Genomic DNA, 25,765 nt, shown 5'->3' with positions numbered 1-25,765 from the left:
GACATCAATAGAGAGATTTGTTAATTTATTATTAGTATTAGCACTCCATTAAAACGAGTGCTAACAGAGGTGATGAAAATGCTAACAAATCGTCAATTGCAAATTTTACAGGTCATTGTTGATGACTTTGTAACATCTGCTCAGCCTGTTGGCTCACGTCAAATATCGAAGAGAGAGGGTATTACGTATAGCCCAGCGACGATTCGCAATGAGATGGCGGATCTTGAGGAGCTTGGTTTTTTAGAAAAAACCCATACATCTTCAGGGCGTGTTCCGTCGGAAAAAGGCTATCGTTTTTATGTCGATCATTTATTACAGCCTCATATGATTCATGCTGAAGAAATAAGCCAAATCCAATCTGTTTTTACGCATCGCATTGGCGAGATGGAGGAGCTTATTCGAGAGTCAGCTAATATATTGTCGGAATTAACGACATATACTGCGATTCTACTTGGACCAGACGTGCAGCAGCATAAAGTGAAGAAATTCCAAATTGTGCCGCTCGCGGATGATAAGGCTGTTGCGATTGTCGTAACGGATAACGGTCATGTAGAAAATCGCATCCTCACATTGCCGCAAGGGTTTAGCCCATCGGATATTGAAAAAATGGTTAATATTTTGAATGACCGTTTAACTGGTGTGCCGCTGCATGAGCTACACATCAAGCTTGAGGCTGAGGTGTTAAGCATTTTAAAGCAACATATTGCAACAGCAGAAACAATCGTTCAATCATTAGTAGATGTTTCGAAAAATCAAAAAGAAGGAAAAATCTACTATGGTGGTAAAACGAATATGTTAAACCAGCCAGAATTTCACGATTTAAATAAAATTCGTATGCTAATGGAGTTAATGGATAAAGAAAGTCAATTGCAATCTTTATTCCAGCCAAATCAAGCGGGAATTCAAATTCGCATCGGCTCTGAAAATAATCTTATAGCAATGGAAAACTGTAGCGTTATTACAACAGCCTTTTCAACTGGGGATGAGCAGCATGGTGCGATTGCTATCATTGGACCAACACGTATGGATTATCGACGTGTCGTGACATTATTAGACATGATGCAAAATGGTTTAACACATGCTTTCAAAAAACATTAGCAACGCTTTAAGGAGGATACAGAGTGTCAGAAAAAGTGGAAAATCAAGAGCTAGAGCAACAAACTAATGAACAAGCAGAAGTAGTAGAAGAAGTTGCACTAGATGAAAACGAGCAAAAAATCGCTGAGCTTGAAGCGAAATTAGCGGAGCAAGAGGATCGCTATTTACGACTGCGCGCTGACTACGATAATATGGTACGTCGCAATAAATTGGATAGAGAGGCAGCTGAAAAATTCCGTGCACAAAGCTTATTAACGGATTTAATTCCTGTTCTAGATAATTTAGATCGCGCTTTACAAGTAGAAGTGACATCAGAAGAAGCTACTTCATTATATACTGGTGTAGAAATGGTATATCGTCAATTCATCGACGCCACCGCAAAAGAAGGCTTAGAAGTTATTGCATCTGAAGGTGAGCCATTCGACCCGAATTTCCACCAAGCGGTAATGCAAGAGCAGGATAGCGAAAAAGAATCTGGCATTGTTTTACGCGAGCTGCAAAAAGGCTATAAATTAAAGGATCGCGTATTGCGACCAGCGATGGTTTCTGTTAACGAATAAATTCGTGTGCAAGTGTGCATCTAATGCGCCTAAAATAAATTAATTATACTGTGTCTAATTATTAGGAGGAAAATTTCAAATGAGCAAAATTATCGGTATTGACTTAGGTACAACAAACTCTTGTGTTTCCGTTTTAGAAGGCGGCGAACCGAAAGTAATTCCAAATCCAGAAGGAAATCGTACAACACCATCTGTTGTTGCCTTTAAAAACGGCGAACGTCAAGTGGGAGAAGTAGCGAAACGTCAATCTGTAACGAACCCAAATACAATTATTTCAATCAAATCAAAAATGGGTACTGCTGAAAAAGTAAAGGTGGAAGATAAAGAATATACACCACAAGAAGTTTCGGCAATGATTCTTCAATACTTAAAAGGTTATGCAGAAGATTACTTAGGTGAAAAAGTAACGAAAGCGGTTATTACAGTACCAGCTTACTTCAATGACGCACAACGTCAAGCAACAAAAGACGCTGGTAAAATCGCAGGTCTTGAAGTAGAGCGTATTATTAACGAGCCAACAGCAGCAGCGCTTGCTTACGGTTTAGATAAACAAGATGAAGACCAAAAAGTGTTAGTATTTGACCTTGGTGGTGGTACGTTTGACGTATCGATTCTTGAGCTAGGTGATGGTGTATTCGAAGTATTAGCGACAGCAGGTGATAACAAGCTTGGTGGTGATGACTTCGATGAAAAAATTATCGCGTTCTTAGTGGAAGAATTCAAAAAAGAAAACAGCATCGATTTATCAAAAGACAAAATGGCAATGCAACGTTTAAAAGACGCTGCTGAAAAAGCGAAAAAAGATTTATCAGGTGTAACTTCAACACAAATTTCATTACCATTCATTACAGCTGGCGCTGATGGCCCACTTCACTTAGAAGTAACATTAACTCGTGCGAAATTTGATGATTTAACACGTGATTTAGTAGAGCGTACAATTGTACCAACGCGTCAAGCATTATCTGATGCAGGTCTTTCTGCTTCTGAATTAGATAAAGTCATCCTTGTAGGTGGTTCTACTCGTATTCCAGCAGTAGTAGAAGCAATTAAAAATGCAACAGGTAAAGAGCCACATAAAGGCGTAAACCCTGATGAAGTAGTAGCAATGGGTGCTGCGGTACAAGGTGGCGTATTAACTGGTGATGTAAAAGATATTGTCTTATTAGACGTAACACCATTATCATTAGGTATCGAAACAATGGGCGGTGTGTTCACTCGTTTAATCGACCGTAACACAACAATCCCAACATCGAAATCACAAGTATTCTCAACAGCTGCTGACAACCAACCAGCAGTAGACATTCACGTGTTACAAGGTGAGCGTCAAATGGCAGCAGACAACAAAACATTAGGTCGCTTCCAATTAGCGGATATCCCACCAGCACCACGTGGTATTCCACAAATTGAAGTAACATTTGATATTGATAAAAATGGTATCGTATCTGTAAAAGCAAAAGATTTAGGTACAAACAAAGAACAAACAATTGTGATTCAATCTGACTCTGGTTTAACAGATGAAGAAGTTGAACGCATGGTAAAAGACGCGGAAGCGAATGCTGAGGCAGATGCAAAGCGTAAAGAAGAAGCGGAACTACGCAATGAGGCTGACCAACTTGTATTCCAAGTGGATAAAACAGTAACAGATTTAGGCGAGCAAATTTCTGAAGATGAGAAAAAATCGGTAGAAGATGCACGTGATGAATTAAAAGCTGCATTAGAGGCTGGAGAAATTGAAGGCATTAAAACAGCGAAAGAAAAATTAGAGGGTATTTTACAACCTCTAGTAATGAAAGTATATGAGCAAGCAGCAGCTGCAGCTCAAGCTGCACAAGGTGAAGCAGGTGGCGATGCTGGTGCAAAAGATGACGGTGTTGTAGATGCTGACTTTGAAGAAGTAAAAGACGATAAATAATATTATCTTGCTTTAGCGGGTGTTCTAACACTCGCTGAAGCAAAATAGAGCCTTATATAATTGCTCAAAAATTCAATTGAGGCGTAATTGATAAAAAGCCAAAGACCGCTTGCGGCTTTGGCTTTTCACTGTTTAAATGAGTTTTTGGATAAATATAGAGCAGTTTTTGTCGTTGCATGGTAAAATAAACTTTATGCAAAAAAGATCGGAGTGTAATGAAATGAATAAGCGCGATTATTATGAAGTGCTAGGCCTTACGAAAGGTGCCAGTAAAGATGAGATAAAAAAAGCTTATCGCAAGCTATCAAAGCAGTATCATCCGGATATTAATAAAGAGCCAGGAGCAGATGAAAAATTTAAAGAAATCGCAGAAGCCTATGAAGTGTTATCAGATGATCAAAAGAAAGCTCGTTATGATCAATTTGGTCATGAAGATCCAAATGCTGGCTTTGGCGGTGGTGGCTTCGGAGGCGGCGGCTTTGGCGGTTTCGAAGATATTTTTAGCTCATTTTTCGGTGGTGGCCGACGTCAAGACCCAAATGCACCGCGCAAAGGCGATGACCTACAATATCGCATGAACCTTAGCTTTGAGGAAGCAATTTTCGGCAAGGAAGCAGAAATTGAAATTCCACGCGACGAGCCTTGTGATACATGTCATGGCTCTGGTGCAAAGCCTGGTACAACGCCACAAACATGTTCACAATGTAACGGTGCAGGGCAAATTAATCAAACTGTCGATACACCATTAGGTCGTATTGTCAATAAGCGTAGCTGCCCAAGCTGCCGTGGTACAGGTAAAATTATCGTTGAAAAATGTTCAACTTGTCGCGGTGTAGGAACGGTGCAAAAGCGTAAAAAAATTAAAATTACTGTACCAGCAGGTGTCGATGATGGTCAACAACTGCGTGTAGCAGGTCAAGGAGAGCCAGGCGTTAACGGTGGACCAGCAGGTGATTTATACATCGTCTTCTCTGTCCGCAATCATGAGTACTTTGAACGCGATGGCGACGATATTTACTATGAATTAAAGCTGACATTCCCACAAGCTGCTCTAGGTGATGAAATTGAAGTACCAACAGTGAATGGTAAAGTAAAATTAAAAATTCCAGCAGGTACACAATCAGGCAAGCAGTTCCGTTTAAAAGATAAAGGGATCAAAAATGTACATGGCTATGGTGTAGGACATCAATATGTTGTCGTAAATGTTGTTACACCAACAAAGCTGACAGAAAAACAAAAGCAATTGCTGCGTGATTTTGCAGAAATTAGTGGCGATATTCCAGAAGAGCACGGCAGTTCATTATGGGATCAGCTAAAGAAAAAATTAAAAGGTGAATAATGATAAGAGGAGTGGTTGCAAGTGAAATGGACAGAGCTGTCAATTTTAACAACGCATGAAGCAGTAGACGCAGTATCGAATATTTTGCATGAGGCTGGTGCAAGCGGTGTTGTTATAGAAGATTCAATCGAACTAACGAAGGAAAGAATAGACCAATTTGGTGAAATTTACGCACTAAATCCAGAGGACTTTCCGAAAAACGGTGTAGTAGTGAAGGCATATTTATCTGCTACAAGCTTTTTAGCTGAAACGATTGAAGAAATTCGACTTGCAATCGCAAATCTTGTGAACTTTGATATTAATATTGGTGAAAATGTATTAACGACAAACGAAGTGCATGAGGAAGATTGGGCAACAGCTTGGAAGCAATACTATCATCCTGTGAAAATTTCGGAGCGCTTTACAATTGTTCCAACATGGGAAGATTACACACCTGTTTCTACAGATGAGCTGATTATCGAGCTAGACCCAGGTATGGCTTTCGGTACAGGGACACACCCAACAACGGTAATGTGCTTACAAGCACTTGAAAAGGTTGTAAAAGAGGGGCATAGTGTTGTTGATGTCGGCACAGGCTCAGGTGTCTTATCCATTGGCGCAGCAATGCTCGGCGCAAAGTCGGTGCATGCGCTTGATTTAGACGAAGTCGCAGTAAAGTCAGCACAGGAAAATATTCAGCTCAATAAAGTGGAGCATATTGCAGAAGTATTCCACGGCAATTTACTTGATACAGTAAAGGAGCCAGCGGACGTTGTTGTTGCCAATATTTTAGCTGAGATTATTATGAGCTTTACAGATGACGCTTTTTCCATCGTTAAGCCGGGTGGCGTTTATGTAACATCAGGTATTATTGGTGCGAAAAAAGATGAAGTAAAAGCAGCACTTGAAGCATCGGGCTTCCAAATTGAGGAAGTGTTAATGATGGAAGATTGGGTAGCAATTATTTCACGTAGACCTTAAAAATTTGAGAACCAGCAGCTTACCAATGAAGCTGTTGGTTTTCTCTTCATCAGAAGGAGAGAGCGTATGCAACGATATTTTGTAAATGAACAATTCGATGAACAACTGCAGCTCGAAATGGTTGGAGAAAACGCCAAACATATAAGCAAAGTAATGCGCATGCAAAGCGGTGATGAAATCATTGTTGTCACAAATGGACAAGCCTATATTAGCGAAATTGTAGAAATTGATTTAGCCGTCATTGTTCGTAACACAGGTCGCACAGTGCCGTCACCAGAAATGCCGATTAAGGTTGATATTGCCTGTGGCTTACCAAAGGGCGATAAGCTAGAGTTAATTGCACAAAAGGCGACGGAGTTAGGTATGCATGCATTAATTCCATTTGCAGCAGAGCGCTCCATCGTGAAATGGGATGACAAAAAAGGTGAGAAAAAAACGGAGCGTCTGCAAAAGATTGCACAGGAGGCAGCAGAGCAATCACATCGTACATATGTCCCTGAAATTCAGCAGCCTATTTCATTTAAGCAATTGTTAGCGCTTGTGCCACAATACGACGCTGTTTTTATTGCCGATGAAGAAGATGCAAAGCAAATCGAACGCACAAAGTTTGCGGACAAGCTAAAAAAAGTGTATGATAGTAAATCGGAATCAATCTTATGTATTTTTGGTCCAGAAGGTGGCATCTCTCGTCAAGAAGCAGCAAGCTTATTACAGGTAGGTGCTGAAACGATGTCGCTTGGTCCTAGAATTTTACGCGCAGAAACCGCACCATTATATGCGCTTTCTGCCATTTCATATGAATTTGAATGAAAGAAAGAGGTGTCGAAGTCTTGGGAACAGTAGCATTCCAAACGCTGGGCTGCAAAGTAAATCACTACGAAACTGAGGCAATTTGGCAATTATTTAAAGAGCAACAATACGACCGTATCGACTTTGAACAGCAGGCAGATGTCTATGTCATTAATACATGTACGGTAACGAATACGGGAGACAAAAAATCGCGTCAAGTGATTCGCCGCGCAGTGCGTCGCAATCCAGAGGCTGTTATTTGTGTAACAGGCTGCTATGCGCAAACATCACCAGCAGAAATTATGGCAATTCCAGGTGTCGATATTGTAGTTGGTACACAAGATCGTCATAAGCTGCTTGGCTTAATTGAGCAATACCGTGAGGAGCGTGAGCCAATCAATGCGGTGCGCAACATTATGAAAAATCGCGTTTATGAGGAATTGGATGTACCTGCATTCACAGACCGTACACGTGCATCTTTAAAAATTCAAGAAGGCTGTAATAACTTCTGTACATTCTGTATTATTCCTTGGGCACGTGGCTTAATGCGCTCACGCGATCCACAGGAAGTGATTCGTCAAGCGCAGCAATTAGTTGACGCAGGTTATTTAGAAATCGTCTTGACTGGTATTCATACAGGTGGTTACGGGCAAGATTTTAAAGATTACAACTTAGCGCAATTATTGCGTGATTTAGAGGCGCAAGTAAAAGGCTTAAAGCGCCTGCGTATTTCGTCAATTGAAGCATCGCAATTAACAGATGAAGTGATTGATGTATTACGCAATTCAAATATTGTTGTAAATCATTTGCATATTCCGATTCAATCAGGCTCAGATACGGTATTAAAACGTATGCGTCGTAAATATACGATGGAGTTTTTCTCTGAGCGCATTACGAAATTGGCAGAAGCGTTGCCAAATTTAGCGGTAACATCTGATGTGATCGTTGGCTTCCCAGGTGAAACAGAGGAGGAGTTTATGGAAACATATAACTTCATCCGCGACCATAAGTTTTCTGAGTTACATGTCTTCCCATATTCGAAGCGTACAGGCACACCAGCTGCACGTATGGAAGACCAAGTTGATGAGGAAATTAAAAATGAGCGCGTGCATCGCTTAATTGCCTTAAACGACCAGTTAGCGAAGGAATACGCAGCTCGCTTTGAAAATGAAGTGATGGAAGTGATTCCAGAGGAGCGCTTCAAAGAAGGCGACAACGCAAATCTATATGTTGGCTACACAGACAACTATTTAAAAGTAGTCTTTGAAGGCACGGAAGACATGATTGGCAAATTAGTCAAAGTAAAAATCACAAAAGCAGGCTACCCATACAATGAAGGGCAATTCGTTCGTGTATTAGAGGAGCAAATGAGTTAAGAGAAAGCACAGTCTACATTGCGTAGGCTGTGTTTTTTTTGCAAGGTACTGATATATTTCTAAAAAGCGCCGATGTATCGCAGCAAGCCCTTGATATTTTGTGAAACGCAGATAAGTGCTAGAAATTCGCAGATAACCTAGCAATTTTCGCAGATAACTCTACGTAAAACGCAGATATATTTTTAAAAATCGCAGATAAATAATCCCTCTAAAAATTCACGCAGCTTTTCTCTAGCTCATTCTTGCCATCTCTTTCAACTTACGCTAAAGTTAGAAAGCATCACTTTTAAAGGAGGAACTTCCATGGAGCAAACGTATATTGAAATTGTCAATGCGAGAGAAAACAATTTGAAAAATGTTAGCCTGCAAATTCCGAAAGGGAAACTCACTGTTTTCGCAGGGGTATCAGGTTCAGGAAAATCATCTATCGTTTTTGATACAGTGGCGCAAGAAGCAGGGCGTCAATTGAATGAAACGTATAGTAGCTTTGTCCGCACATTTTTGCCAAAATACCGCAGACCTGAGGCGGATGCAATTCATAATTTATCGACAGCGATTGTCGTTGACCAAAAGCGCTTCGGTGGTAATGCACGTTCAACATTAGGCACTGCAACAGATATCAATTCACTGTTAAGACTATTATTTTCACGCTTTGCTACGCCGAGCATCGGCTATGGAAATGCTTATTCCTTTAATGATCCGAGCGGCATGTGTTTGCAATGTGAAGGCATTGGTAAAATTATCACATTGAACATCGACACAACATTAAATAAAGAAAAATCATTAAATGACGGAGCTATTTTGCTACCAGGCTTTGGTGTAGGCACGTGGCAATGGAAGGCATATGCAGAATCAGGCTTCTTCGACAATGACAAAAAAATACAAGATTACACCGAGCAAGAGCTGCATCAATTAATGTATGCAGAGCCGCAAAAAGTAACAGTAACGTATCAAAACAGCGAAATAAATGCCACTTATGAAGGTATTGCAGTAAAGTTTATGCGCCAAAATGTCAAAACGGATAAAGATACAACAAAGGCGGCCGCAAGTAAATTAGAGCAATTTACAACGATGTGTAGCTGCCCAACATGCGATGGTAAACGCTATAATGAGCAAGTGCTTTCTTCAAAAATTTTAGGTCATTCGATTTATGATATGACGGCGATGCAGCTAGATGAATTGATGGCAGTTTTGCAAAAAATTGAAGAGCCTTTAGCAAAGGAGCTAGTTGTAGGAATTACAGAAAGACTGCAAAGCTTATGCGATATCGGGCTTGGCTATATGACGTTAACGCGCGAAATGCCAACATTATCAGGTGGGGAATCGCAGCGTGTAAAAATGGTCAAATATTTATCAAGCAATTTAACAGGCTTAATCTATATTTTTGATGAGCCGAGTACAGGCTTGCATCCACACGATGTCTATCGCTTAAATGATTTGCTTATTAAGCTACGCGATAAAGGTAATACGGTTTTAGTTGTAGAGCATGACCCAGATGTCATTCAAATTGCAGATCATGTGATTGATGTTGGTCCAGCTGCTGGTTCACATGGTGGGCAAATTATGTTTAGTGGTAGCTACGAGGAGCTGTTAAAAGCAGATACGCTAACGGCACAATATTTAAAATCGGAAGCAACAATCAAAGCGAATCCACGTCCTGCTACCGAATTTTTAGAGAGTGACAAAAGCACATTGCACAATTTGAAAAATGTTAGCTTGCGAGTGCCAACAGGTGTATTGACGGCGGTTACTGGTGTAGCTGGCTCAGGAAAAAGCACGCTTGTACATGAAGTGTTTGCAAAAAAATATCCTGAGGCCATTCGCATCGATCAAAGTGCTGTCCATGCAAATAGTCGCTCAAACCCATTGACCTATACAGGCGTGATGAATTCCATTCGCAAAGCCTTTTCTGATGCCAATGGGGTAGATGCAGGGCTGTTTAGCTATAATTCAACGGGTGGCTGTGAAAGCTGTGGTGGTACAGGAACGGTAGAATTAAATTTATCGTTTATGGATAAAGCTGAGGTTGTATGTACACAATGTAATGGAACACGCTATAAACAAGAAGTGCTACAATACACGTATAAAGATAAAAATATTGTCGATGTAATGGATATGACTGTAGCAGAGGCGGTAGAATTTTTCGAGGCGAAGGATATTAAGCGCAAATTAACAAGCTTAAATACGGTAGGCTTATCCTATTTAACGCTAGGACAACCACTTAACACTTTGTCAGGCGGGGAATGCCAGCGTTTAAAGCTCGCGAAGGAAATGTCAACGAAGGGCAATTTATATATTTTAGATGAGCCAACAACAGGCTTACATATGTCAGATGTAGCGACAATTTTAAATATTATGAATACACTTGTTGACAAAGGAAACACGGTTATTGTTATTGAACATAATTTAGATGTAATTCGCCATAGCGACTGGATTATTGATATGGGTCCAGAAGGTGGAATTGGTGGCGGTGAAATTTTATATGAAGGACCACCAGCAAATATCATAAATTGTGAGCGTTCAATTACAGCGAAGCATTTAACTGCAATAAGCTAGTTTTAGAAAAGTGAGGAGAAATCCTCGCTTTTTTATATAAAATAACGCATTTATAGACAAACTATGATATAGTTGTACGGACAACTAATATTTTTAAGGAGCGATCATGATGACTCAAAATTATGCAAAAATGATTGACCACACTTTATTAAAGGCAGATGCGACACGCGAGCAAATTGCGAAAATTTGTGAAGAAGCAAAGCAATATGATTTTGCCTCTGTTTGTGTGAATCCAACATGGGTGAAATATAGTACAGAGCTTTTAACAGGCACGGATGTGAAAGTATGTACGGTAATCGGCTTCCCATTAGGTGCATCTACTTCTGCAACAAAAGCATTTGAAACAAAAGATGCGATTGCAAACGGTGCGGGTGAAATTGATATGGTTATTAATATTGGCGCATTAAAAAATGGTGAATATGAGCTTGTACGTGAGGATATTAAGGCGGTTGTAGAGGCTGCAAACGGAACGCTTGTAAAGGTAATTATTGAAACATGCCTACTGACAGAGGAAGAAAAGATAAAAGCATGTCAATTATCTGTTGAAGCTGGTGCGGACTTCGTAAAAACTTCTACAGGCTTTTCGACAGGTGGTGCAACAGCTGAGGATATCGCATTAATGCGCAAAACTGTAGGGCCAGAGCTAGGTGTAAAAGCATCTGGTGGTGTTCGTAATTTAGACGATATGAAAAAAATGGTGGAGCACGGAGCAACACGTATTGGCGCAAGCTCAGGTGTAGCAATTATGAATGGTTTAACTTCTGAATCTAATTATTAATACTGGCACGATTTTTATGAAAGTATAATTCAGCCTCCGTTAGCTATCGCAGATTTTACAAGCTTGCTTGAAGAAAATCTGAATATAGTGACACGGAGGTATAATTGATTTATATAGTTTCTGTTGACTGAAAGCATATATTAAGTTATAATTCTCTAGTACACACTAACGAAGTTGTTAGTGTTGTATTGACGTGTGTTCGGAGGGAGGGAAAGAGAGATGTCAAAAACTGTCGTTCGCAAAAACGAATCGCTTGAAGATGCTCTTCGCCGCTTCAAACGTACTGTATCAAAAAGTGGTACAATTCAAGAAGTTAGAAAGCGCGAGTTCTACGAAAAACCTAGCGTAAAACGTAAAAAGAAATCAGAAGCTGCACGTAAACGTAAGTGGTAATTTTTTCCTAAAATCCCTACGTTCAAAACACGCAATTTGATGATTCACTGAGCAGACAACAATGATACACCCCGATTTTTACATTGTAAAAATCGGGGTGTTTTGCGTTTTATTGCTTTATAGTTAGTTAAATCGATAAAATTCTTAAAAATGCATAATTTTTGTTCATAAAAAACAAATTGCTATTGAAAATTGAATAATGTTATGGGTATAATAATGACAAAAATTCAGTACAAATTTGTGTATTTTGTAACAGGGGGTATTTGGCCTGTCAAAAATAGAAAAGCTTTGTAGAAAATATACGAATCTATCTATATCAGATATTGCAAAGCTGCAACAACTAGAAACTACACTTGCATATTATGCTGAATTGGCAGAATGCTATATGTTTATTGACTGTATGGTGGACAACCAATCTCATGCGATTGTCGTAGCTGAAGCATTTCCTAAAGGGCAAAATCATTTATACGAACAATCTGTAATTGGCAAAATTGTTTTTGAAAGCTTTGAACCAGCTGTATTTTCTGCTTTTCGAAAAGGGGAGAAGGCTTCTGTTTCTAGGGCAATCACACAAGAAGGAATTACAGTTGAGCAGCATGTCATCCCTATTTTTAATGACGATGAACAAGTGATTGCTGTGTTAATTAAGGAAAAGCGGATGGAAGCACAAGAGAAGAGCGATGAAGTTGTTCAACAAATGCCATTTGCATTGATTGAGCATATCGTAAAGCCTGATTTTCAGCCAGTGCCTGTTGTTTCTGATTTATTAGTAGAGTCGATTATTTTAACAAATCATGAAAATAAAGTGATTTATACGAATCCTGCTGGCTACCGCTTTATATCTGAGCTATCAGGACGAGATTCATTTGATAATATAGCACTAGATGAAATTTTTCCATTTTTACAGCAAGTTTATAATCAAGACGACGATGTCTTTTTTTTAGAAATTACTGTAGATGGAAAATCATTTATCGTTAAAAAGATACCGATTCGCAATCAAAGCGACAAGGTGACATTGCTTATTATTCATGATTTGACAGAGCTGAAATTGAAAGAAAATGAGCTGATGATGAAAACCTTCGCCATTCGTGAAATTCATCATCGTGTGAAAAATAATTTGCAAACGGTAACAAGCTTACTACGCCTGCAAATGCGTAACGCTGTGTCAGCATCACACACAGCGGCTTTCCAAGAAGCACTAAATCGAATTTATAGCATTTCTTCCGTATATGAGCTTATTTTAGAAAATGAGGATAACGCAGAGGAAAAGGTAGATGTTATTGCATTAGCGAAAAAAATTGGCAACAAAATGATGGATACAGCACATACAGCAAATGTTCAATTACACGTTCAACACGATAATTTGCAGCTGTTTTGTCATTCTAAAAAAGCGGTGTCGCTTGCGATTATCATTTGTGAATTAGTGCAAAATGCATTAAAATATGCTTTTACAAGTCATCAAGAAGGTTTAATCAGCATTCATTTTTGCCAAGAAAATGCGGCTGTATCGCTTCATATTTCCGACAACGGTGTTGGTATGCATGAAGCAAAGCCATCATTAGGTATGGAAATTGTTACACGGCTTGTTGAATATGATCTAGCGGGTACTTTTACGATTATCCCTAGCGATAGAGGTACACATACTCAAATTCAGTTCCCTGTATGTGAGGAGGTATTTATTCTAAATGACTAGGAAAGTAATGATTGTTGAAGATGAATCGCTTATTGCAATTGATTTGCAATTTATTTTGGAAGATAACGGCTACGAGGTTGTAGCACATGCAAAAAATGGAGAAACGGCAATTGAACTAGCACATCTCTATCGTCCGCAGCTAATATTAATGGATATTAAAATGCCTAAATTAGACGGCTTGAAAGCAAGTAAAATTATTGAACAGCAGTTTGGCATACCGATTCTTTTCATTTCAGCTTATAGTGAAAAAGAGCTGCTATCCTATATGAAGCAGGATAATGTGCTCGGTTATGTAATGAAGCCATTCTCGGAGAAAAATGTGCTGCCAGCGTTGGAAGTCGCTTTTCATCAAATTGAGAAATTTGACCGTTTAAATGGCAAATTGCTACAAGCACAACATCAAATGGAAAAACGTAAAGTCATTGAGCGAGCAAAGGGGCTCCTAATGCAGTTAGAAAATATTAGCGAAGACCAGGCTTATAAAAAAATCCGTAATGAAAGCATGCGGACACAGCAGGAAATGGTGCAAATCGCACAACAAATACTTAATACACAACAAGTAAATAGCTAAGCAAAGGCGCTTAAAGAAAAAATATTTTCTTTAATGCGCCTTTTTTATATAGATAAAACAAAAAAGGGGTGTGTAAATCTATGGAAATGATAGGAACAGTCATTGTTTATATTATTATGATTTGTGCAGTTTTAGGAGCAATCGGTGCAATCCGAGATGCTGAATATGGAATTGGGAAAGAGTTCATGAATGGTTTACATACAGTAGGTCATATTTTCGTACCTGCTGCGGGTATTATGGCAGCTATTCCATATTTAACTTGGTTTATAAGTAATTTTATAAGCCCAATTTTTGAAGTGATCGGGGCTGACCCAGCAATTGCTGCAACAACAATTTTAGCCTCAGACATGGGTGGTTATCAGCTAGCAAACGCATTAAAAACTTCCTATGAAGGCTGGGTTATGGCGTTAGTAGTTGGCTTTATGTCGGGAGCAACGATCGTTTTCTCTATTCCAATGGGACTTGCGATGTTGGACAAGCGCGACCATAAATATATGTCGTTAGGTATTATGGCTGGGGTACTAACAATTCCGATTGGTGCATTCATTTCATCTATTATGATTGTGGCATTTAACACGGAAGTTCGCGAAGTAATTAGCACGACAGAGGCACCTACATATGTATTTGCCATTTCCGTTTTGCAAATTTTAATTAATTTATTACCGCTATTTATTTTTGTTATTTTAATTGCACTTGGTTTAAAATTGATTCCAAATATGATGATTACAGGATTTATGCTATTTGGACGCCTTATGGATGCAGGGATTAAAATTGTATTAGTACTTTCAATTGTCGAAATTTTCACAGGGCTTTTCACAAAGATATTTGGCGCATGGGGCTTTGATCCAATCATGGCAGATGAAATTGACCAATTCCGTGCATTAGAAACGGCTGGTTATATCGGGATTATGCTAGCAGGTGCGTTCCCAATGGTGTACTTAATTCGTAAATATGCTTCAAAGCCATTAGAGGCAATGGGTGGAAAACTTGGTTTATCAGCAGCAGGAAGTGCGGGTCTTTTAGCAACAGTTGCCAATATTTTAGCGATGTTTACACTCGTACGTGATATGCCACCAAAAGATAAAGTAATCAATATCGCATTTGGTGTGTGTTCAGCCTTCTTATTAGGAGATCATTTATCATTTACAGCAAATTTCCAACCAACGATTATTTTACCAGTAATCGCAGGGAAGTTTTTAGCGGGCGTTATTGCGATATACTTAGCTTATAAGTTATCTGTACCAACTGCTTTAAAGCTTGAGGCAGAGGATCGCAAAGCTGGCATTATTAAAGAGGGCGAATACTTATCTTAAGCTAGTAGCAGTCCGCTTCAAAAATATAGAAAAAGTTAGGAGTTGATGGTGTGGGCGAGGAGAAAAAACGATTTATACAGGAATTCGTTCCTGGTAAACAATTAACATTAAGTCATTTGATTGCAAACCCAGATCCAGATATGTTTCAAAAATTAGGAATACAGGAGGCAGGGGCGTTAGGCATTATGACATGTACACCGAGTGAGACAGTAATTATTGCAGGTGATTTAGCAACAAAATCTGCCAATGTTCGCCTCGGCTTCCTTGATCGCTTTACAGGTAGTCTAGTCATTGTAGGAAGCGTGTCAGAAGTGGAAATGGCAATGCTTGAAATTAATCGATTTTTATCTGAAAACCTAGGCTATACACCATCACAAATAACGAAGTCATAGAGGTGCCGATATGAAAAATCGTGTCATGATCATCGGCGGAGTTCAAACAGGCAAATCGACGTTAATGAATGCTTTACTAGGCAAAGAAAGCACTGCCAATAAAACACAGGCGCTTGTATATGAGGATTGGATTGTCGATACACCAGGCGAATATATTGAAAACCCGATGTATTACCGTAATATTATGGCGACATCACTAGAAGTGACACATGTCATTTATTTACAGGATGCAACATCTTCACGTAGCGTCTTTCCACCACAATTCAGTCTTGGCATTCCGAAAATACAAATCGGCGTCATTACAAAAATTGATCACCCGCAAGCGGATGTGGAGCGAGCGGCAAGCTTGTTGAAAAATGTGATGATGCAAGGTCCAATTGTTAAAACCTCTGCGTTAGAAAAACGCGGAATCGAATTTATCGCACCGTTAATTGAGCTTAATGACATAGCCGCTATTAAGCAATTTGTGCAAGAAAGTGCAAGCCCGTATCTTGAATATCGCGAATAATGAATGGAGGGGAAGGGTGAGGTGACAACAGAAGAAATTTTGAGTGCAGGAATCGATATTGGTACGAGTACAACGAAGATGGTTGTAAGTCGCTTTGTGCTACGCAATGTAGCTGGCTTAACGCATGTGCCACGTATTGAAATTATTGAGAAAAAGCTCATACACCAAAGTCCGATTATTAAAACACCCTTTACGAGCAAAGAAGTCATTGATATGGCGAAAATAGAACAATTTATTTTTGAGCAATATCAATTGGCGAATGTTTTACCAGAAAATATTGCGACTGGTGCCATTATTATTACGGGTGAATCCGCCACAAAGCATAACGCAAGTGAAGTTATTCATACGATTTCCAATAGCGCAGGTAATTTCCTCGTAGCGACGGCAGGCCCTGACTTAGAGGGCATCATTGCGGCGAAAGGCTCTGGTACTGTCAAAAAATCCAAGCAAACGGGAAAAATTATTGCCAATATTGATATTGGTGGAGGGACAGCAAATATTGCTGTTGTGCAATATGGTGAAGTCATTGGTACTTGTACATTGCATATCGGTGGTCGATTAATCGAGTTTCACAATGGTGTCATTCATTCCATTTCACCACCTTTAGCGCGCTTAATGCAGCGCTGGGATAATCCACTCAAAGTGGGCGATGCCGCAAATGATTTGCGCATTGATAAATGTATAGAGGAAATGGTGACAGTGCTTGCTGATGTGCTCAACAATCAATTGCATGATGCACAGCATCCTTTATTATTAGGGCATTTGCCAAATTGGACAAAGCAAGTGGAGGCAGTCGTTTTTTCTGGCGGAGTCGCAGCTTGTATTTATGAAGATAATTGCTCGATGCGTCAATATGATGATATCGGTGAAAGGCTGGCGAAAGCACTGCAACAGCATGAATCGCTGCAATCGTTTTTATGGATAACACCAGAGGAAACGGCACGCGCAACTGTCACAGGAGCCGGTACACAAACAACCGATATTAGCGGTGCCACAATTCAAGTGGATGCGGAAGTTTTACCATTGAAAAATGTCCCTGTTTTTCAATGTAATATGAACGCGTCAATGGCGCATATTGAGCAAATTATTGCAAATGCTGTAAAGCAAGCAAATACGCTATTTTCTGTGCAAGAAAATGACACACCCTTCGCGTTGTATTTTAGTCAATTACCTTACTTGAGCTTTCAAGATGTGCATAAGCTATGCGAGATACTTTTGCAGCAATTTACTACAAATAACGTACCGCTTATTTTAATATTGCAAGCGGATTATGCGAAGGTCATTGGGCAAACGATTCAAGCAATTGATGCAACGAAGCCAATCATTTGTATTGATCAAATTAAGGTAGAAACAGGTGACTATATCGACATCGGTGAAGTATTGCCATCAGGCGTTGTGCCCGTTGTTGTGAAAACACTTGCATTCCACTCACAGTAAAGGAGGATGAACGTGAACTTATCAGTTATATTGGGTGGAGAAAAATACAATTTTAAATCACTGAAAGAAGTAATGGCGAAAGCGAATGAAGAAAAATCAGGCGATCGCCTCGCAGGAATCGCAGCAGAAACGGTGCAGGAGCGCATCGCAGCAAAGGCTGTATTAAGTGAATTATTAGTAAAAGACATTCGTGAAAACCCACTTATTCCAGAGGATGATGAAGTATCACGCATCATTGAAAAAGATGTTAATGAACAAATTTATGGAGAAATTAAAAACTGGAGCATTGAGCAGCTACGTGAATATATTTTATCCAACACGACTGGCGATCGAGAGCTAAAGCGCCTTAGCAAAGGGATGAACTCTGAAATTATCGCTGCTGTTACAAAGCTCATGTCCAATTTAGATCTTGTGCATGCTGCAAATAAAGTGGAAATTTTATCGACATGCAATATTACCATTGGACAAAAAGGCACGCTATCTTCACGCTTACAGCCGAATCACCCTACAGATAATATCGATGGAATTATCGCCTCGCTAAAAGAAGGCTTATCTTACGGTATTGGGGATGCTGTTATTGGCATTAACCCTGTAGATGACTCAGTAGAAAGCGTAAAAAGAGTGCTACATGCAACAAAAAACTTTATTAATGAATGGGATATTCCAACGCAAAACTGTGTGCTAGCGCATATTACGACACAGATGAAGGCCATTCAGCAAGGTGCGCCAGCAGATATGATTTTCCAAAGTATCGCAGGTACAGAAGTTGCAAACCGCTCGTTCGGTATTTCAGCCGATTTAATTCGAGAAGCTGAAGAGCTTATTAAAAAGCAGGGCACAGGCACTGGACCAAATTTATTTTACTTTGAAACAGGGCAAGGCTCAGAGCTATCTGCTGAAGCGCATTATGGTGTTGACCAATTAACACTAGAGTCGCGCAACTATGGCTTTGCTAGACATTTTAATCCATACATCGTGAATACGGTTGTTGGATTTATTGGACCAGAGTATTTATACAATAATAAGCAAGTAATTCGTGCAGGTCTTGAAGATCATTTTATGGGGAAAATGCACTGCCTACCAATGGGAGTAGATATTTGCTACACGAACCATATTAAAGCAGATCAAAATGATATTGAAGATTTAGGCGTGCTATTAACCGCCGCTGGTGTTAATTTCATTATCGCTGCGCCAATGGGTGATGATGTTATGCTCAACTATCAATCAATGAGCTATCATGATGTAGCAACATTGCTGCAAACTTTAGGGAAAACACCAGCACCAGCCTATTTAGCTTGGCTAGAAAAAATGGGCATTTATGAAAATGGTCGTCTTTCTTCGAGAGCTGGCGATTTATCGCTGTTTGAAAGGTAGGTGGATGATGTGAATGAAGAATTAGTAGCGAAAATTACACAGCTAGTAATGGAAAAAATGAATGGACAGGCTGAGCCACAGCAGACAGCAGAAACACAGCAAAGCAACACGACATTGCGCATTCTTGAAACGCCAGATACAGTAGTAGCTGACGAATCCAATACGTTAATTAAGCTATATAGCAGTGCGCCAGCAAGCGAGCAAACAAGCTATGCAGAGCCTAACGCAAAAGCCTTCCGATTTGAAGAGGACAACCTTTCTGAAAGTGTACAAGCAGCACGTAAAAATACACCAGCAAGAATCGGTGTAGGACGAGCGGGCACAAGACCGAAAACAAAAACATGGTTGCAATTCCGACTTGACCATGCGGCAGCGGTAGATGCGGTATATGGCGAAGTATCCGAAGAGCTACTACAAAAGCTTAATGTTTCAACGGTAACGACGCGTGTAACGGATAAAGAGGAATACATTACACGACCAGATTTAGGGCGACGCTTATCGGATGAATCCAAGGAATTTATTCAAGCGAATTGCAAAAGCAACCCGCAAGTGCAAATTATTATTTCGAACGGCTTAAGTGCAAGTGCAATTGAAGAAAACATAATGGATGTTTACTTATCGTTACAGCAAAGCTTAAGCAATTTGAATATTGAAATGGGAACAACGTTTTATATTGATAAAGGGCGTGTCGCATTGATGGATGAAATCGGTGAAATTTTACAGCCTGAAGTCGTTGTTTACTTAATTGGAGAGCGTCCAGGACTTGTTTCTGCTGAATCAATGAGTGCTTATTTATGTTATAAGCCACGCATTGGCACAGTGGAGGCGGAGCGTATGGTTATTTCTAATATCCATAAAGGCGGTATTCCACCATTAGAGGCTGGCGCTTATTTAGGAACCGTTGTACAAAGAATTTTACAACACAAGGCGAGCGGTGTCGCACTTGTAGAGAAAGAAAGCTAGGGGGCTATCATATGAATCCTCAAAAAATAATGGCAGAAATTTTGGCGATGCAAATTATTCCTCGTGTCAATAACGAGCTTGCGGAGCAGCTATCATTGCAGCCACATCATACAAGCTTAGGGCTTGTGACATTAACGATTGATGATGTAGGCTATGTGGCCTTGGATGAAGCAACGAAAAAAGCCGATGTCGATGTCGTTTATGCAAAAAGCTTTTATGCGGGCGCTGCGCATGCTTCTGGCCCATTATCAGGTGAAGTAATTGGCATTATTGCAGGTAGCTCTCCCGATGAAGTGCGCAGTGGCTTAGAGGCAATTGAGCAAAAGGTGCAGTTCGATACGTATTTTGAAGCGATTCTTGGCAACGATGGACATGCATTATTTGCACATACTGTTGCTAGCTGTGGCACATATCTTGCACAGCAAGCGAGCGTACCAGTTGGAACAGCAATCGCTTACTTAATTGCTCCGCCGCTTGAAGCAATTGTCGGTTTGGATGCTGCATTAAAGGCAGCAGATGTTGAGCTAAAAGCATTTTTCGGACCGCCATCTGAAACGAACTTTGGTGGTGGACTATTGAGTGGCTCGCAATCCTCTTGCCAAGCGGCTGCGGACGCATTTAGAGAAGCAATCGAAAACTTGGCAAGAAACCCAATCATTTAGAAAGGAGGCGACGCAAGTGCCTACATTAGATCGAGATTTATTAGCAATACAGGAGATGCGTGATGCGGTGAAAAAAGCAAGCGAAGCCCAAGCGGCTTATATGCAATTTTCACAGCAGCAAGTTGACAAAATTGTCAAAGCGGTAGCAGATGCAGCTTTTAAGGAAGCCGATAGATTAGCAAAAATGGCTGTAAAAGAAACTGGCATGGGCGTTCCTAATCATAAAAAAATAAAAAATGAAGTAGCTTCACGAGATTTATATGAAGATATTAAAGACTTAAAAACAGTAGGTATCGTTGGCTATGACCGCGCTGCAAAGGTAACAGAAATTGCTAGCCCATTCGGTGTTGTTGCAGGCATCATCCCAACAACAAACCCAACATCAACAGCGATTTTTAAAGCGATGATTTCATTGAAAACACGCAATGCGCTTGTTGTTAGTCCACACCCATATGCGGTAAAATGTACGGAGGAAGCGTTAAACGTTTGTCGTATCGCCGCAGAGCAAGCAGGTGCACCAGAAGGCTTGTTACAATGTTTAACAATGGCTTCAATGGATGCGACACAGCAATTGCTGAAGCACCCACAGGTGAACTTGATTTTAGCAACAGGTGGTGGGGCGCTCGTTAAAGCTGCCTATAGCTCTGGTAAGCCAGCGTACGGTGTCGGTCCAGGGAATGTACCAGCATATGTTGAGAAATCAGCGAACATCATAAAGGCTGCGCAGCATTTAGTGCAAAGTAAATCATTTGATAATGGTACAATTTGTGCAACAGAGCAGTCCATTATAGTGGATGAAGCTGTTTCAGAAAAATTAATGGCTGAGCTACAAAAAAACGGTGCCTACATTTTATCAGCTGAAGAAAAGAAAAAAATGGAAAAGCTCATTTCTCCTACACCAGGTAAAGTGAATCCAAAAATTGTTGGGAAATCGGCTGCCTGTCTAGCGGATTTAGTTGGCTTGACAGTACCGCAGGGAACGAAGGTACTGATTGGCTTAGAAACAAAAGTAGGAAAGGAAATTCCATTCTCACTTGAAAAGCTATCACCAATTTTCGCTCTTTACACAGTGAAGGACAGTGTAGAGGCGAAGAAAGTCATCACGGATTTACTCAATATCGGTGGGCGTGGACATACGTGCTCAATCCATACTGAAAATGCGGCATTAGCGGAGCAATTTGCAGTGGATTTACCGGTATCACGTATTGTCATTAACACATTATCATCGATTGGTGCAGTTGGTGGCACAACTGGTTTAGCACCATCCTTCACACTTGGCTGTGGTACATTCGGTGGCAACATTACATCTGATAATGTGACAGCAAGACATTTAATCAATATTAAGCGCATGGCATATGGCACGAAAAATGTAACAGTGCCAGAGCCAGAATACGAGCCGTTAGAGGCGATTGTAGAAAAGCAAGTTGCTCAGACAGAAGCAGTCGATGCTGATATGGTGCAGCAAATTGTAGATCAAGTATTAAAACAAATTACATTACAAAACAAATAATTGGAGGAATGAAAAATGAACAGAGAAGGTACAGCTTTAGGAATGGTAGAAACAAAAGGTCTTGTAGGAGCAATTGAAGCAGCTGATGCAATGGTAAAGGCAGCTAGTGTAAACTTAGTAGGTAAAGTACATGTTGGTGGCGGTATTGTAACAGTATTAGTACGTGGTGATGTAGGTGCAGTAAAGGCAGCAACAGATGCAGGTGCAGCAGCAGCAGAGCGCGTAGGCGAATTATTATCTGTACACGTAATCCCACGCCCACATAACGAGTTAGAATTAATTTTACCAAAGTATGAAGGATAATTAAGTAGCTAAAACGGGGCTTGTCTAAAATCTAGCAACAAGCCCCATGCTTTATTTTCGTTGAGCGAATTTAGTTGGTGGTTGAGCGATTTTCCACGTTCGATGAGCAAATTTTGGCTTTGGTTGAGCGAATTATTACTTTGGAACTATACAAATTCAAATCAGAGGTGACTCGCATGAGCACAAAAACAATTCCTGTTGCGATTTCAGCGCGACATATTCATGTAAATGAAGAAGATTTGCAAGCGCTTTTTGGTCCAAATGCGAGCTTAACAAAGGATTTTGACCTTTCACAGCCAGGGCAATATGCAGCAAAGGAACGCGTATCGATTGAAGGACCAAAAGGTATTATTCATAATGTGCGTATATTAGGACCAGCAAGACCTGCAACACAAGTAGAAGTAAGCAAAACAGATGCGCTAAAGCTTGGTATCAATCCACCATTAAGACAATCAGGTGATGTTGAAAACTCAGCAAGCATTAAAATTATCAATGGTGATAAAGCGATTACAATTAAGCAAGGTGCCATTATTGCACAAGCGCACATCCATATGACGGAAGAAGACGCAAAACAATTCAATGTAGAAAACAATGAGATTGTTTCAGTTGAAGTGGAAAGTGAGCGTCCTGTTACATTGCGTGGTGTCGTTGTGCGCGTATCTAACAACTTCAGCTTAGAAATGCATATCGATACAGATGAAGCGAATGCTGGCTTTATTGAGCAGCAGGCTAAAGGTACGATTTTTAAAACAACAAAGTAAGGAGGAGGTTTGATGCAAGAGAACCTAGTACAAAAAATTGTAGAAGAAGTGCTACAGCAAGTGTTGAAAAATCAGCCTTCCCTTCAGCATGATCATCAAATTCCAGTCGGCGTCTCAGCACGTCATGTTCACTTAGCACAAACAGAGGTAGAGCAGCTATTTGGGCAAAACTACCAACTAACACCGAAATTTGAGCTTTCACAGCCTGGTCAATTTGCTGCAGAGGAAACGGTTGTTATTGCTGGTCCAAAAGGCTCTATTGAGCGAGTACGAATTTTAGGACCAGCACGCTCTTTATCCCAAGTGGAAGTTAGCTTCACAGATGCTATTAAGCTAGGCGTAGCACCACCACTTCGCATTTCTGGTGATGTAAAAGGCTCAAGCCCTATCACCTTAATTGGACCAAAAGGTAGTGTGGTGTTGAAGGAAGGGCTTATTGTAGCAAAGGCACATATTCATATGACGCCAGCTGACAGCGCTCGCCTACAAGTAAAAGATGGACAAAGCGTACAAGTAAAGCTAAGTGGTATAAGACCAATTATTTTATCAGATGTCATTATTCGTGTATCAGAGCGCTATCGCTTAGAGATGCATATTGATACAGACGAAGCAAATGCCGGCTTAATTAAGCAAGGGGCTTTCGCTGAAATTGTGCAAGCACAGTCTATCGAGCAAGCGCCACAGCCAGTCATGCAGCCTACAATACCATCACCTGAGCAAAAATCGGTGTATCACTTTACAAAAAAACTACTTTCACAAGTGCAAGTAGCGGCGATTGAAGAGCAAGAAATCGTCGTATCAAAAAAGACGATTGTGACAGCATTAGCACATGATAAAATTCGAGAATTGAATAAAACATTAACAATAGTGTGAGTGCCAGGCACACAAACAATTCTGACAATTCATGAATGCAGAATAGAGGGTGAAGCAAATGCAGATGGGAAGAGTGATTGGCAATGTTTGGGCAACTCGTAAAGAGGATGGCTTGAACGGCTTAAAATTATTAATTGTTCAACCAATCGATTCCAATCAACAGCCGATACGAACTGAGCTTGTTGCTGCCGATCGTATCGGTGCAGGGATAGGCGATGACGTTCTAGTTACAAGTGGTGGATCTTCACGCTATATTATGAAGGATAATCCGCTACCAATTGATGCGGTCATCATAGGAATTATAGATTCTACAGAAGTAATGCGAGGTGAAGACGATGAGTAGTGCAATCGGTATGATTGAAACAAAAGGGCTAGTAGGCTCTATCGAAGCAGCAGATGCAATGATTAAAGCTTCCGATGTAACAATTGTGAAGCAGGAGTTTGTAGATGGTGGTATTGTGACGGTCGTTGTTCAAGGCGATGTTGGCTCTGTACAAGCAGCAGTTGAGGCAGGGAAAGCGGCGGCGACACGTGTAGGTGAATTATTATCCGCACATGTTATTCCTCGACCTGATGGCGATGTCTATCAAATGATTAAAGGCCAAGAGCCACCAAAGAAAAAGCCAGCTCCAGCACGTGGAAAGAAAGTGACAGAAACAGCTCCAACAGAAAGTGGCGGTGAAGCATAATGTCATTTCAAAAGCATAAAATTGCAGTTATTGGTGCAGGGCATACAGGGGCAACACTGAGCTTATTTTTAGCGCAAAAGGAGCTAGGCGATGTTGTGCTACTTGATATTCCAGATGCAGAAAACCCAACAAAAGGGAAGGCGCTGGATTTATTGCAAACAGGTCCAATTGAGAAGTTTAATGTTTCTGTAAAAGGGACTAGCAATTACGAAGACATTGCAGGCGCTAGTATCGTGGTGATTACAGCAGGTATTCCTCGTAAGCCAGGGATGAGTCGCGATGATTTAGTAACGACAAATGCCAATATTATTAAGCAAGTATCTGCGCAAATTAAAAGGTATGCACCGGATAGCATTGTGCTGATTTTAAGCAATCCAGTAGATGCCATGACATATGTGTGCTATAAGGAAACAGGCTTTCCGAAAAACCGTGTCATTGGTCAGTCAGGTGTATTAGATACAGCACGCTTCAATACGTTTGTCGCACAGGAATTACAGATTGCGCCTGAGGACGTATCAGGCTTCGTATTAGGTGGACATGGAGACGAAATGGTTCCATTAATCCGCTATTCCTATGCAGGCGGTATTCCTTTAGAAAAGCTTATTCCTCAGCAACGACTAGAGCAAATCGTTGAGCGCACGCGCAAAGGTGGCGGTGAAATCGTTGGTCTTCTTGGCAATGGTAGCGCCTACTATGCACCGGCAGCAGCCTGTGCACAGATGGTGGAAATCATTATGAAAGACCAGCGTAAAATCATCCCATCAATTGCTTTATTAGAGGGCGAGTACGGCTATAATGATTTATTTTTAGGCGTACCAACGATATTAGGTGGTAACGGCATTGAGTCTGTCATTGAATTACAGCTAACAGCAGAGGAAAAGCAAGCGCTACAGCATTCCGCGCAAGCGGTACAGCAAGTCATTGAAATTTGCCGTAATATTTAATAAAAAGCAGT

The 25,765-nt window shown here is 40.4% G+C and carries 26 protein-coding genes; all 26 read left to right on the top strand.

Annotation, left to right across the window (positions count from 1 at the left end; all coding sequences use genetic code 11):
* Window positions 1–78 precede the first annotated feature (78 nt).
* The 26 genes from hrcA (at window position 79) to mdh (ending at window position 25,754) form a co-directional block, all read left to right on the top strand.
* The gene (hrcA, locus tag R6U77_RS17125; RefSeq protein WP_319836575.1) at window positions 79–1,098 is read left to right on the top strand and encodes a heat-inducible transcriptional repressor HrcA; all 1,020 of its coding nucleotides are present in this window, start codon (window positions 79–81) and stop codon (window positions 1,096–1,098) included.
* A gap of 23 nt (window positions 1,099–1,121) precedes the next feature.
* Entirely contained in the window at window positions 1,122–1,658 is a 537-nt protein-coding gene (gene grpE / locus R6U77_RS17120; protein WP_319836574.1) for a nucleotide exchange factor GrpE, read from the top strand.
* A gap of 79 nt (window positions 1,659–1,737) precedes the next feature.
* Window positions 1,738–3,570 carry a molecular chaperone DnaK gene (gene dnaK, locus R6U77_RS17115; protein WP_293920895.1) on the top strand — a complete coding sequence of 611 codons (1,833 nt, stop codon included), beginning with the start codon at window positions 1,738–1,740 and terminating at the stop codon, window positions 3,568–3,570.
* Window positions 3,571–3,790: 220 nt separating this feature from the next.
* Window positions 3,791–4,909, top strand: a complete 1,119-nt coding sequence (dnaJ, locus tag R6U77_RS17110; RefSeq protein WP_319836573.1) for a molecular chaperone DnaJ — start codon at window positions 3,791–3,793, stop codon at window positions 4,907–4,909.
* Between the two features lie 21 nt (window positions 4,910–4,930).
* Window positions 4,931–5,869 carry a 50S ribosomal protein L11 methyltransferase gene (gene prmA / locus R6U77_RS17105; protein ID WP_319836572.1) on the top strand — a complete coding sequence of 313 codons (939 nt, stop codon included), beginning with the start codon at window positions 4,931–4,933 and terminating at the stop codon, window positions 5,867–5,869.
* A gap of 66 nt (window positions 5,870–5,935) precedes the next feature.
* Window positions 5,936–6,679: a 16S rRNA (uracil(1498)-N(3))-methyltransferase gene (locus R6U77_RS17100; RefSeq protein ID WP_319836571.1), complete on the top strand. Its 744-nt coding sequence runs from the start codon at window positions 5,936–5,938 to the stop codon at window positions 6,677–6,679.
* Window positions 6,680–6,699: 20 nt separating this feature from the next.
* Complete coding sequence (mtaB, locus tag R6U77_RS17095) at window positions 6,700–8,034, top strand: tRNA (N(6)-L-threonylcarbamoyladenosine(37)-C(2))-methylthiotransferase MtaB (protein ID WP_319836570.1); 1,335 nt, start codon at window positions 6,700–6,702, stop codon at window positions 8,032–8,034.
* Window positions 8,035–8,337: 303 nt separating this feature from the next.
* Entirely contained in the window at window positions 8,338–10,590 is a 2,253-nt protein-coding gene (locus tag R6U77_RS17090) for an excinuclease ABC subunit UvrA (RefSeq protein WP_319836569.1), read from the top strand.
* A gap of 109 nt (window positions 10,591–10,699) precedes the next feature.
* Window positions 10,700–11,368: a deoxyribose-phosphate aldolase gene (gene deoC, locus R6U77_RS17085; protein WP_319836568.1), complete on the top strand. Its 669-nt coding sequence runs from the start codon at window positions 10,700–10,702 to the stop codon at window positions 11,366–11,368.
* Between the two features lie 219 nt (window positions 11,369–11,587).
* Window positions 11,588–11,761, top strand: coding sequence for a 30S ribosomal protein S21 (rpsU, locus tag R6U77_RS17080; protein ID WP_004227078.1), 174 nt, complete (start codon window positions 11,588–11,590; stop codon window positions 11,759–11,761).
* A 268-nt stretch (window positions 11,762–12,029) separates the two neighbouring features.
* Window positions 12,030–13,454: a sensor histidine kinase gene (locus R6U77_RS17075; protein ID WP_319838392.1), complete on the top strand. Its 1,425-nt coding sequence runs from the start codon at window positions 12,030–12,032 to the stop codon at window positions 13,452–13,454.
* Window positions 13,447–14,025, top strand: coding sequence for an ANTAR domain-containing response regulator (locus R6U77_RS17070; RefSeq protein WP_319836567.1), 579 nt, complete (start codon window positions 13,447–13,449; stop codon window positions 14,023–14,025). The genes R6U77_RS17075 and R6U77_RS17070 overlap by 8 nt, the downstream gene beginning before the upstream one ends.
* An 80-nt stretch (window positions 14,026–14,105) precedes the next feature.
* On the top strand, window positions 14,106–15,338 hold the full coding sequence (eutH, locus tag R6U77_RS17065) for an ethanolamine utilization protein EutH (protein ID WP_293920847.1): 1,233 nt from the start codon (window positions 14,106–14,108) through the stop codon (window positions 15,336–15,338).
* Between the two features lie 50 nt (window positions 15,339–15,388).
* Window positions 15,389–15,730 (top strand): ethanolamine utilization microcompartment protein EutS, encoded by a 342-nt coding sequence (locus tag R6U77_RS17060; protein WP_293920846.1) that lies wholly within the window; start codon window positions 15,389–15,391, stop codon window positions 15,728–15,730.
* A gap of 10 nt (window positions 15,731–15,740) precedes the next feature.
* Window positions 15,741–16,238 (top strand): EutP/PduV family microcompartment system protein, encoded by a 498-nt coding sequence (locus tag R6U77_RS17055; protein WP_293920845.1) that lies wholly within the window; start codon window positions 15,741–15,743, stop codon window positions 16,236–16,238.
* Window positions 16,239–16,259: 21 nt separating this feature from the next.
* Window positions 16,260–17,675 carry an ethanolamine ammonia-lyase reactivating factor EutA gene (locus R6U77_RS17050; RefSeq protein ID WP_293920844.1) on the top strand — a complete coding sequence of 472 codons (1,416 nt, stop codon included), beginning with the start codon at window positions 16,260–16,262 and terminating at the stop codon, window positions 17,673–17,675.
* Between the two features lie 6 nt (window positions 17,676–17,681).
* Window positions 17,682–19,049, top strand: a complete 1,368-nt coding sequence (locus R6U77_RS17045; protein ID WP_319836566.1) for an ethanolamine ammonia-lyase subunit EutB — start codon at window positions 17,682–17,684, stop codon at window positions 19,047–19,049.
* Between the two features lie 9 nt (window positions 19,050–19,058).
* Window positions 19,059–20,012 carry an ethanolamine ammonia-lyase subunit EutC gene (gene eutC / locus R6U77_RS17040; RefSeq protein WP_319836565.1) on the top strand — a complete coding sequence of 318 codons (954 nt, stop codon included), beginning with the start codon at window positions 19,059–19,061 and terminating at the stop codon, window positions 20,010–20,012.
* An 11-nt stretch (window positions 20,013–20,023) separates the two neighbouring features.
* Entirely contained in the window at window positions 20,024–20,674 is a 651-nt protein-coding gene (eutL, locus tag R6U77_RS17035; protein WP_319836564.1) for an ethanolamine utilization microcompartment protein EutL, read from the top strand.
* Between the two features lie 16 nt (window positions 20,675–20,690).
* Entirely contained in the window at window positions 20,691–22,184 is a 1,494-nt protein-coding gene (locus R6U77_RS17030; RefSeq protein WP_319836563.1) for an aldehyde dehydrogenase family protein, read from the top strand.
* A 15-nt stretch (window positions 22,185–22,199) separates the two neighbouring features.
* Window positions 22,200–22,487, top strand: coding sequence for a BMC domain-containing protein (locus tag R6U77_RS17025; RefSeq protein ID WP_293920838.1), 288 nt, complete (start codon window positions 22,200–22,202; stop codon window positions 22,485–22,487).
* Window positions 22,488–22,663: 176 nt separating this feature from the next.
* Window positions 22,664–23,248, top strand: a complete 585-nt coding sequence (locus R6U77_RS17020) for a phosphate propanoyltransferase (RefSeq protein WP_319836562.1) — start codon at window positions 22,664–22,666, stop codon at window positions 23,246–23,248.
* Between the two features lie 12 nt (window positions 23,249–23,260).
* Window positions 23,261–24,121 carry a phosphate propanoyltransferase gene (gene pduL / locus R6U77_RS17015; RefSeq protein ID WP_319836561.1) on the top strand — a complete coding sequence of 287 codons (861 nt, stop codon included), beginning with the start codon at window positions 23,261–23,263 and terminating at the stop codon, window positions 24,119–24,121.
* Between the two features lie 58 nt (window positions 24,122–24,179).
* Window positions 24,180–24,464: a EutN/CcmL family microcompartment protein gene (locus R6U77_RS17010; RefSeq protein ID WP_319836560.1), complete on the top strand. Its 285-nt coding sequence runs from the start codon at window positions 24,180–24,182 to the stop codon at window positions 24,462–24,464.
* A complete protein-coding gene (locus tag R6U77_RS17005; protein ID WP_293920830.1) occupies window positions 24,457–24,810 on the top strand; it encodes a BMC domain-containing protein in 354 nt (117 codons plus the stop codon). Before R6U77_RS17010 ends, R6U77_RS17005 begins: the two co-directional genes overlap by 8 nt.
* Entirely contained in the window at window positions 24,810–25,754 is a 945-nt protein-coding gene (gene mdh, locus R6U77_RS17000) for a malate dehydrogenase (RefSeq protein WP_293920827.1), read from the top strand. Before R6U77_RS17005 ends, mdh begins: the two co-directional genes overlap by 1 nt.
* The last annotated feature ends 11 nt before the right edge of the window (window positions 25,755–25,765 follow it).

This window comes from Lysinibacillus louembei (genome assembly GCF_033880585.1).
GTDB lineage: Bacteria > Bacillota > Bacilli > Bacillales_A > Planococcaceae > Metasolibacillus > Metasolibacillus louembei.
Note: the sequence above shows the minus strand (reverse complement) of the source record. Positions and strands in the feature narration are given on the sequence as shown.

Bases quoted from the DNA above. Each gene is read 5' to 3' on its own strand.
- hrcA (WP_319836575.1), top strand. From the start codon at position 79: ATGCTAACAAATCGTCAATTGCAAATTTTACAGGTCATTGTTGATGAC.
- dnaK (WP_293920895.1), top strand. From the start codon at position 1,738: ATGAGCAAAATTATCGGTATTGACTTAGGTACAACAAACTCTTGTGTT.
- dnaJ (WP_319836573.1), top strand. From the start codon at position 3,791: ATGAATAAGCGCGATTATTATGAAGTGCTAGGCCTTACGAAAGGTGCC.
- R6U77_RS17100 (WP_319836571.1), top strand. From the start codon at position 5,936: ATGCAACGATATTTTGTAAATGAACAATTCGATGAACAACTGCAGCTC.
- R6U77_RS17090 (WP_319836569.1), top strand. From the start codon at position 8,338: ATGGAGCAAACGTATATTGAAATTGTCAATGCGAGAGAAAACAATTTG.
- deoC (WP_319836568.1), top strand. From the start codon at position 10,700: ATGACTCAAAATTATGCAAAAATGATTGACCACACTTTATTAAAGGCA.
- rpsU (WP_004227078.1), top strand. From the start codon at position 11,588: ATGTCAAAAACTGTCGTTCGCAAAAACGAATCGCTTGAAGATGCTCTT.
- R6U77_RS17070 (WP_319836567.1), top strand. From the start codon at position 13,447: ATGACTAGGAAAGTAATGATTGTTGAAGATGAATCGCTTATTGCAATT.
- eutH (WP_293920847.1), top strand. From the start codon at position 14,106: ATGGAAATGATAGGAACAGTCATTGTTTATATTATTATGATTTGTGCA.
- R6U77_RS17055 (WP_293920845.1), top strand. From the start codon at position 15,741: ATGAAAAATCGTGTCATGATCATCGGCGGAGTTCAAACAGGCAAATCG.
- R6U77_RS17045 (WP_319836566.1), top strand. From the start codon at position 17,682: ATGAACGTGAACTTATCAGTTATATTGGGTGGAGAAAAATACAATTTT.
- eutL (WP_319836564.1), top strand. From the start codon at position 20,024: ATGAATCCTCAAAAAATAATGGCAGAAATTTTGGCGATGCAAATTATT.
- R6U77_RS17025 (WP_293920838.1), top strand. From the start codon at position 22,200: ATGAACAGAGAAGGTACAGCTTTAGGAATGGTAGAAACAAAAGGTCTT.
- R6U77_RS17020 (WP_319836562.1), top strand. From the start codon at position 22,664: ATGAGCACAAAAACAATTCCTGTTGCGATTTCAGCGCGACATATTCAT.
- pduL (WP_319836561.1), top strand. From the start codon at position 23,261: ATGCAAGAGAACCTAGTACAAAAAATTGTAGAAGAAGTGCTACAGCAA.
- R6U77_RS17010 (WP_319836560.1), top strand. From the start codon at position 24,180: ATGCAGATGGGAAGAGTGATTGGCAATGTTTGGGCAACTCGTAAAGAG.
- R6U77_RS17005 (WP_293920830.1), top strand. From the start codon at position 24,457: ATGAGTAGTGCAATCGGTATGATTGAAACAAAAGGGCTAGTAGGCTCT.
- mdh (WP_293920827.1), top strand. From the start codon at position 24,810: ATGTCATTTCAAAAGCATAAAATTGCAGTTATTGGTGCAGGGCATACA.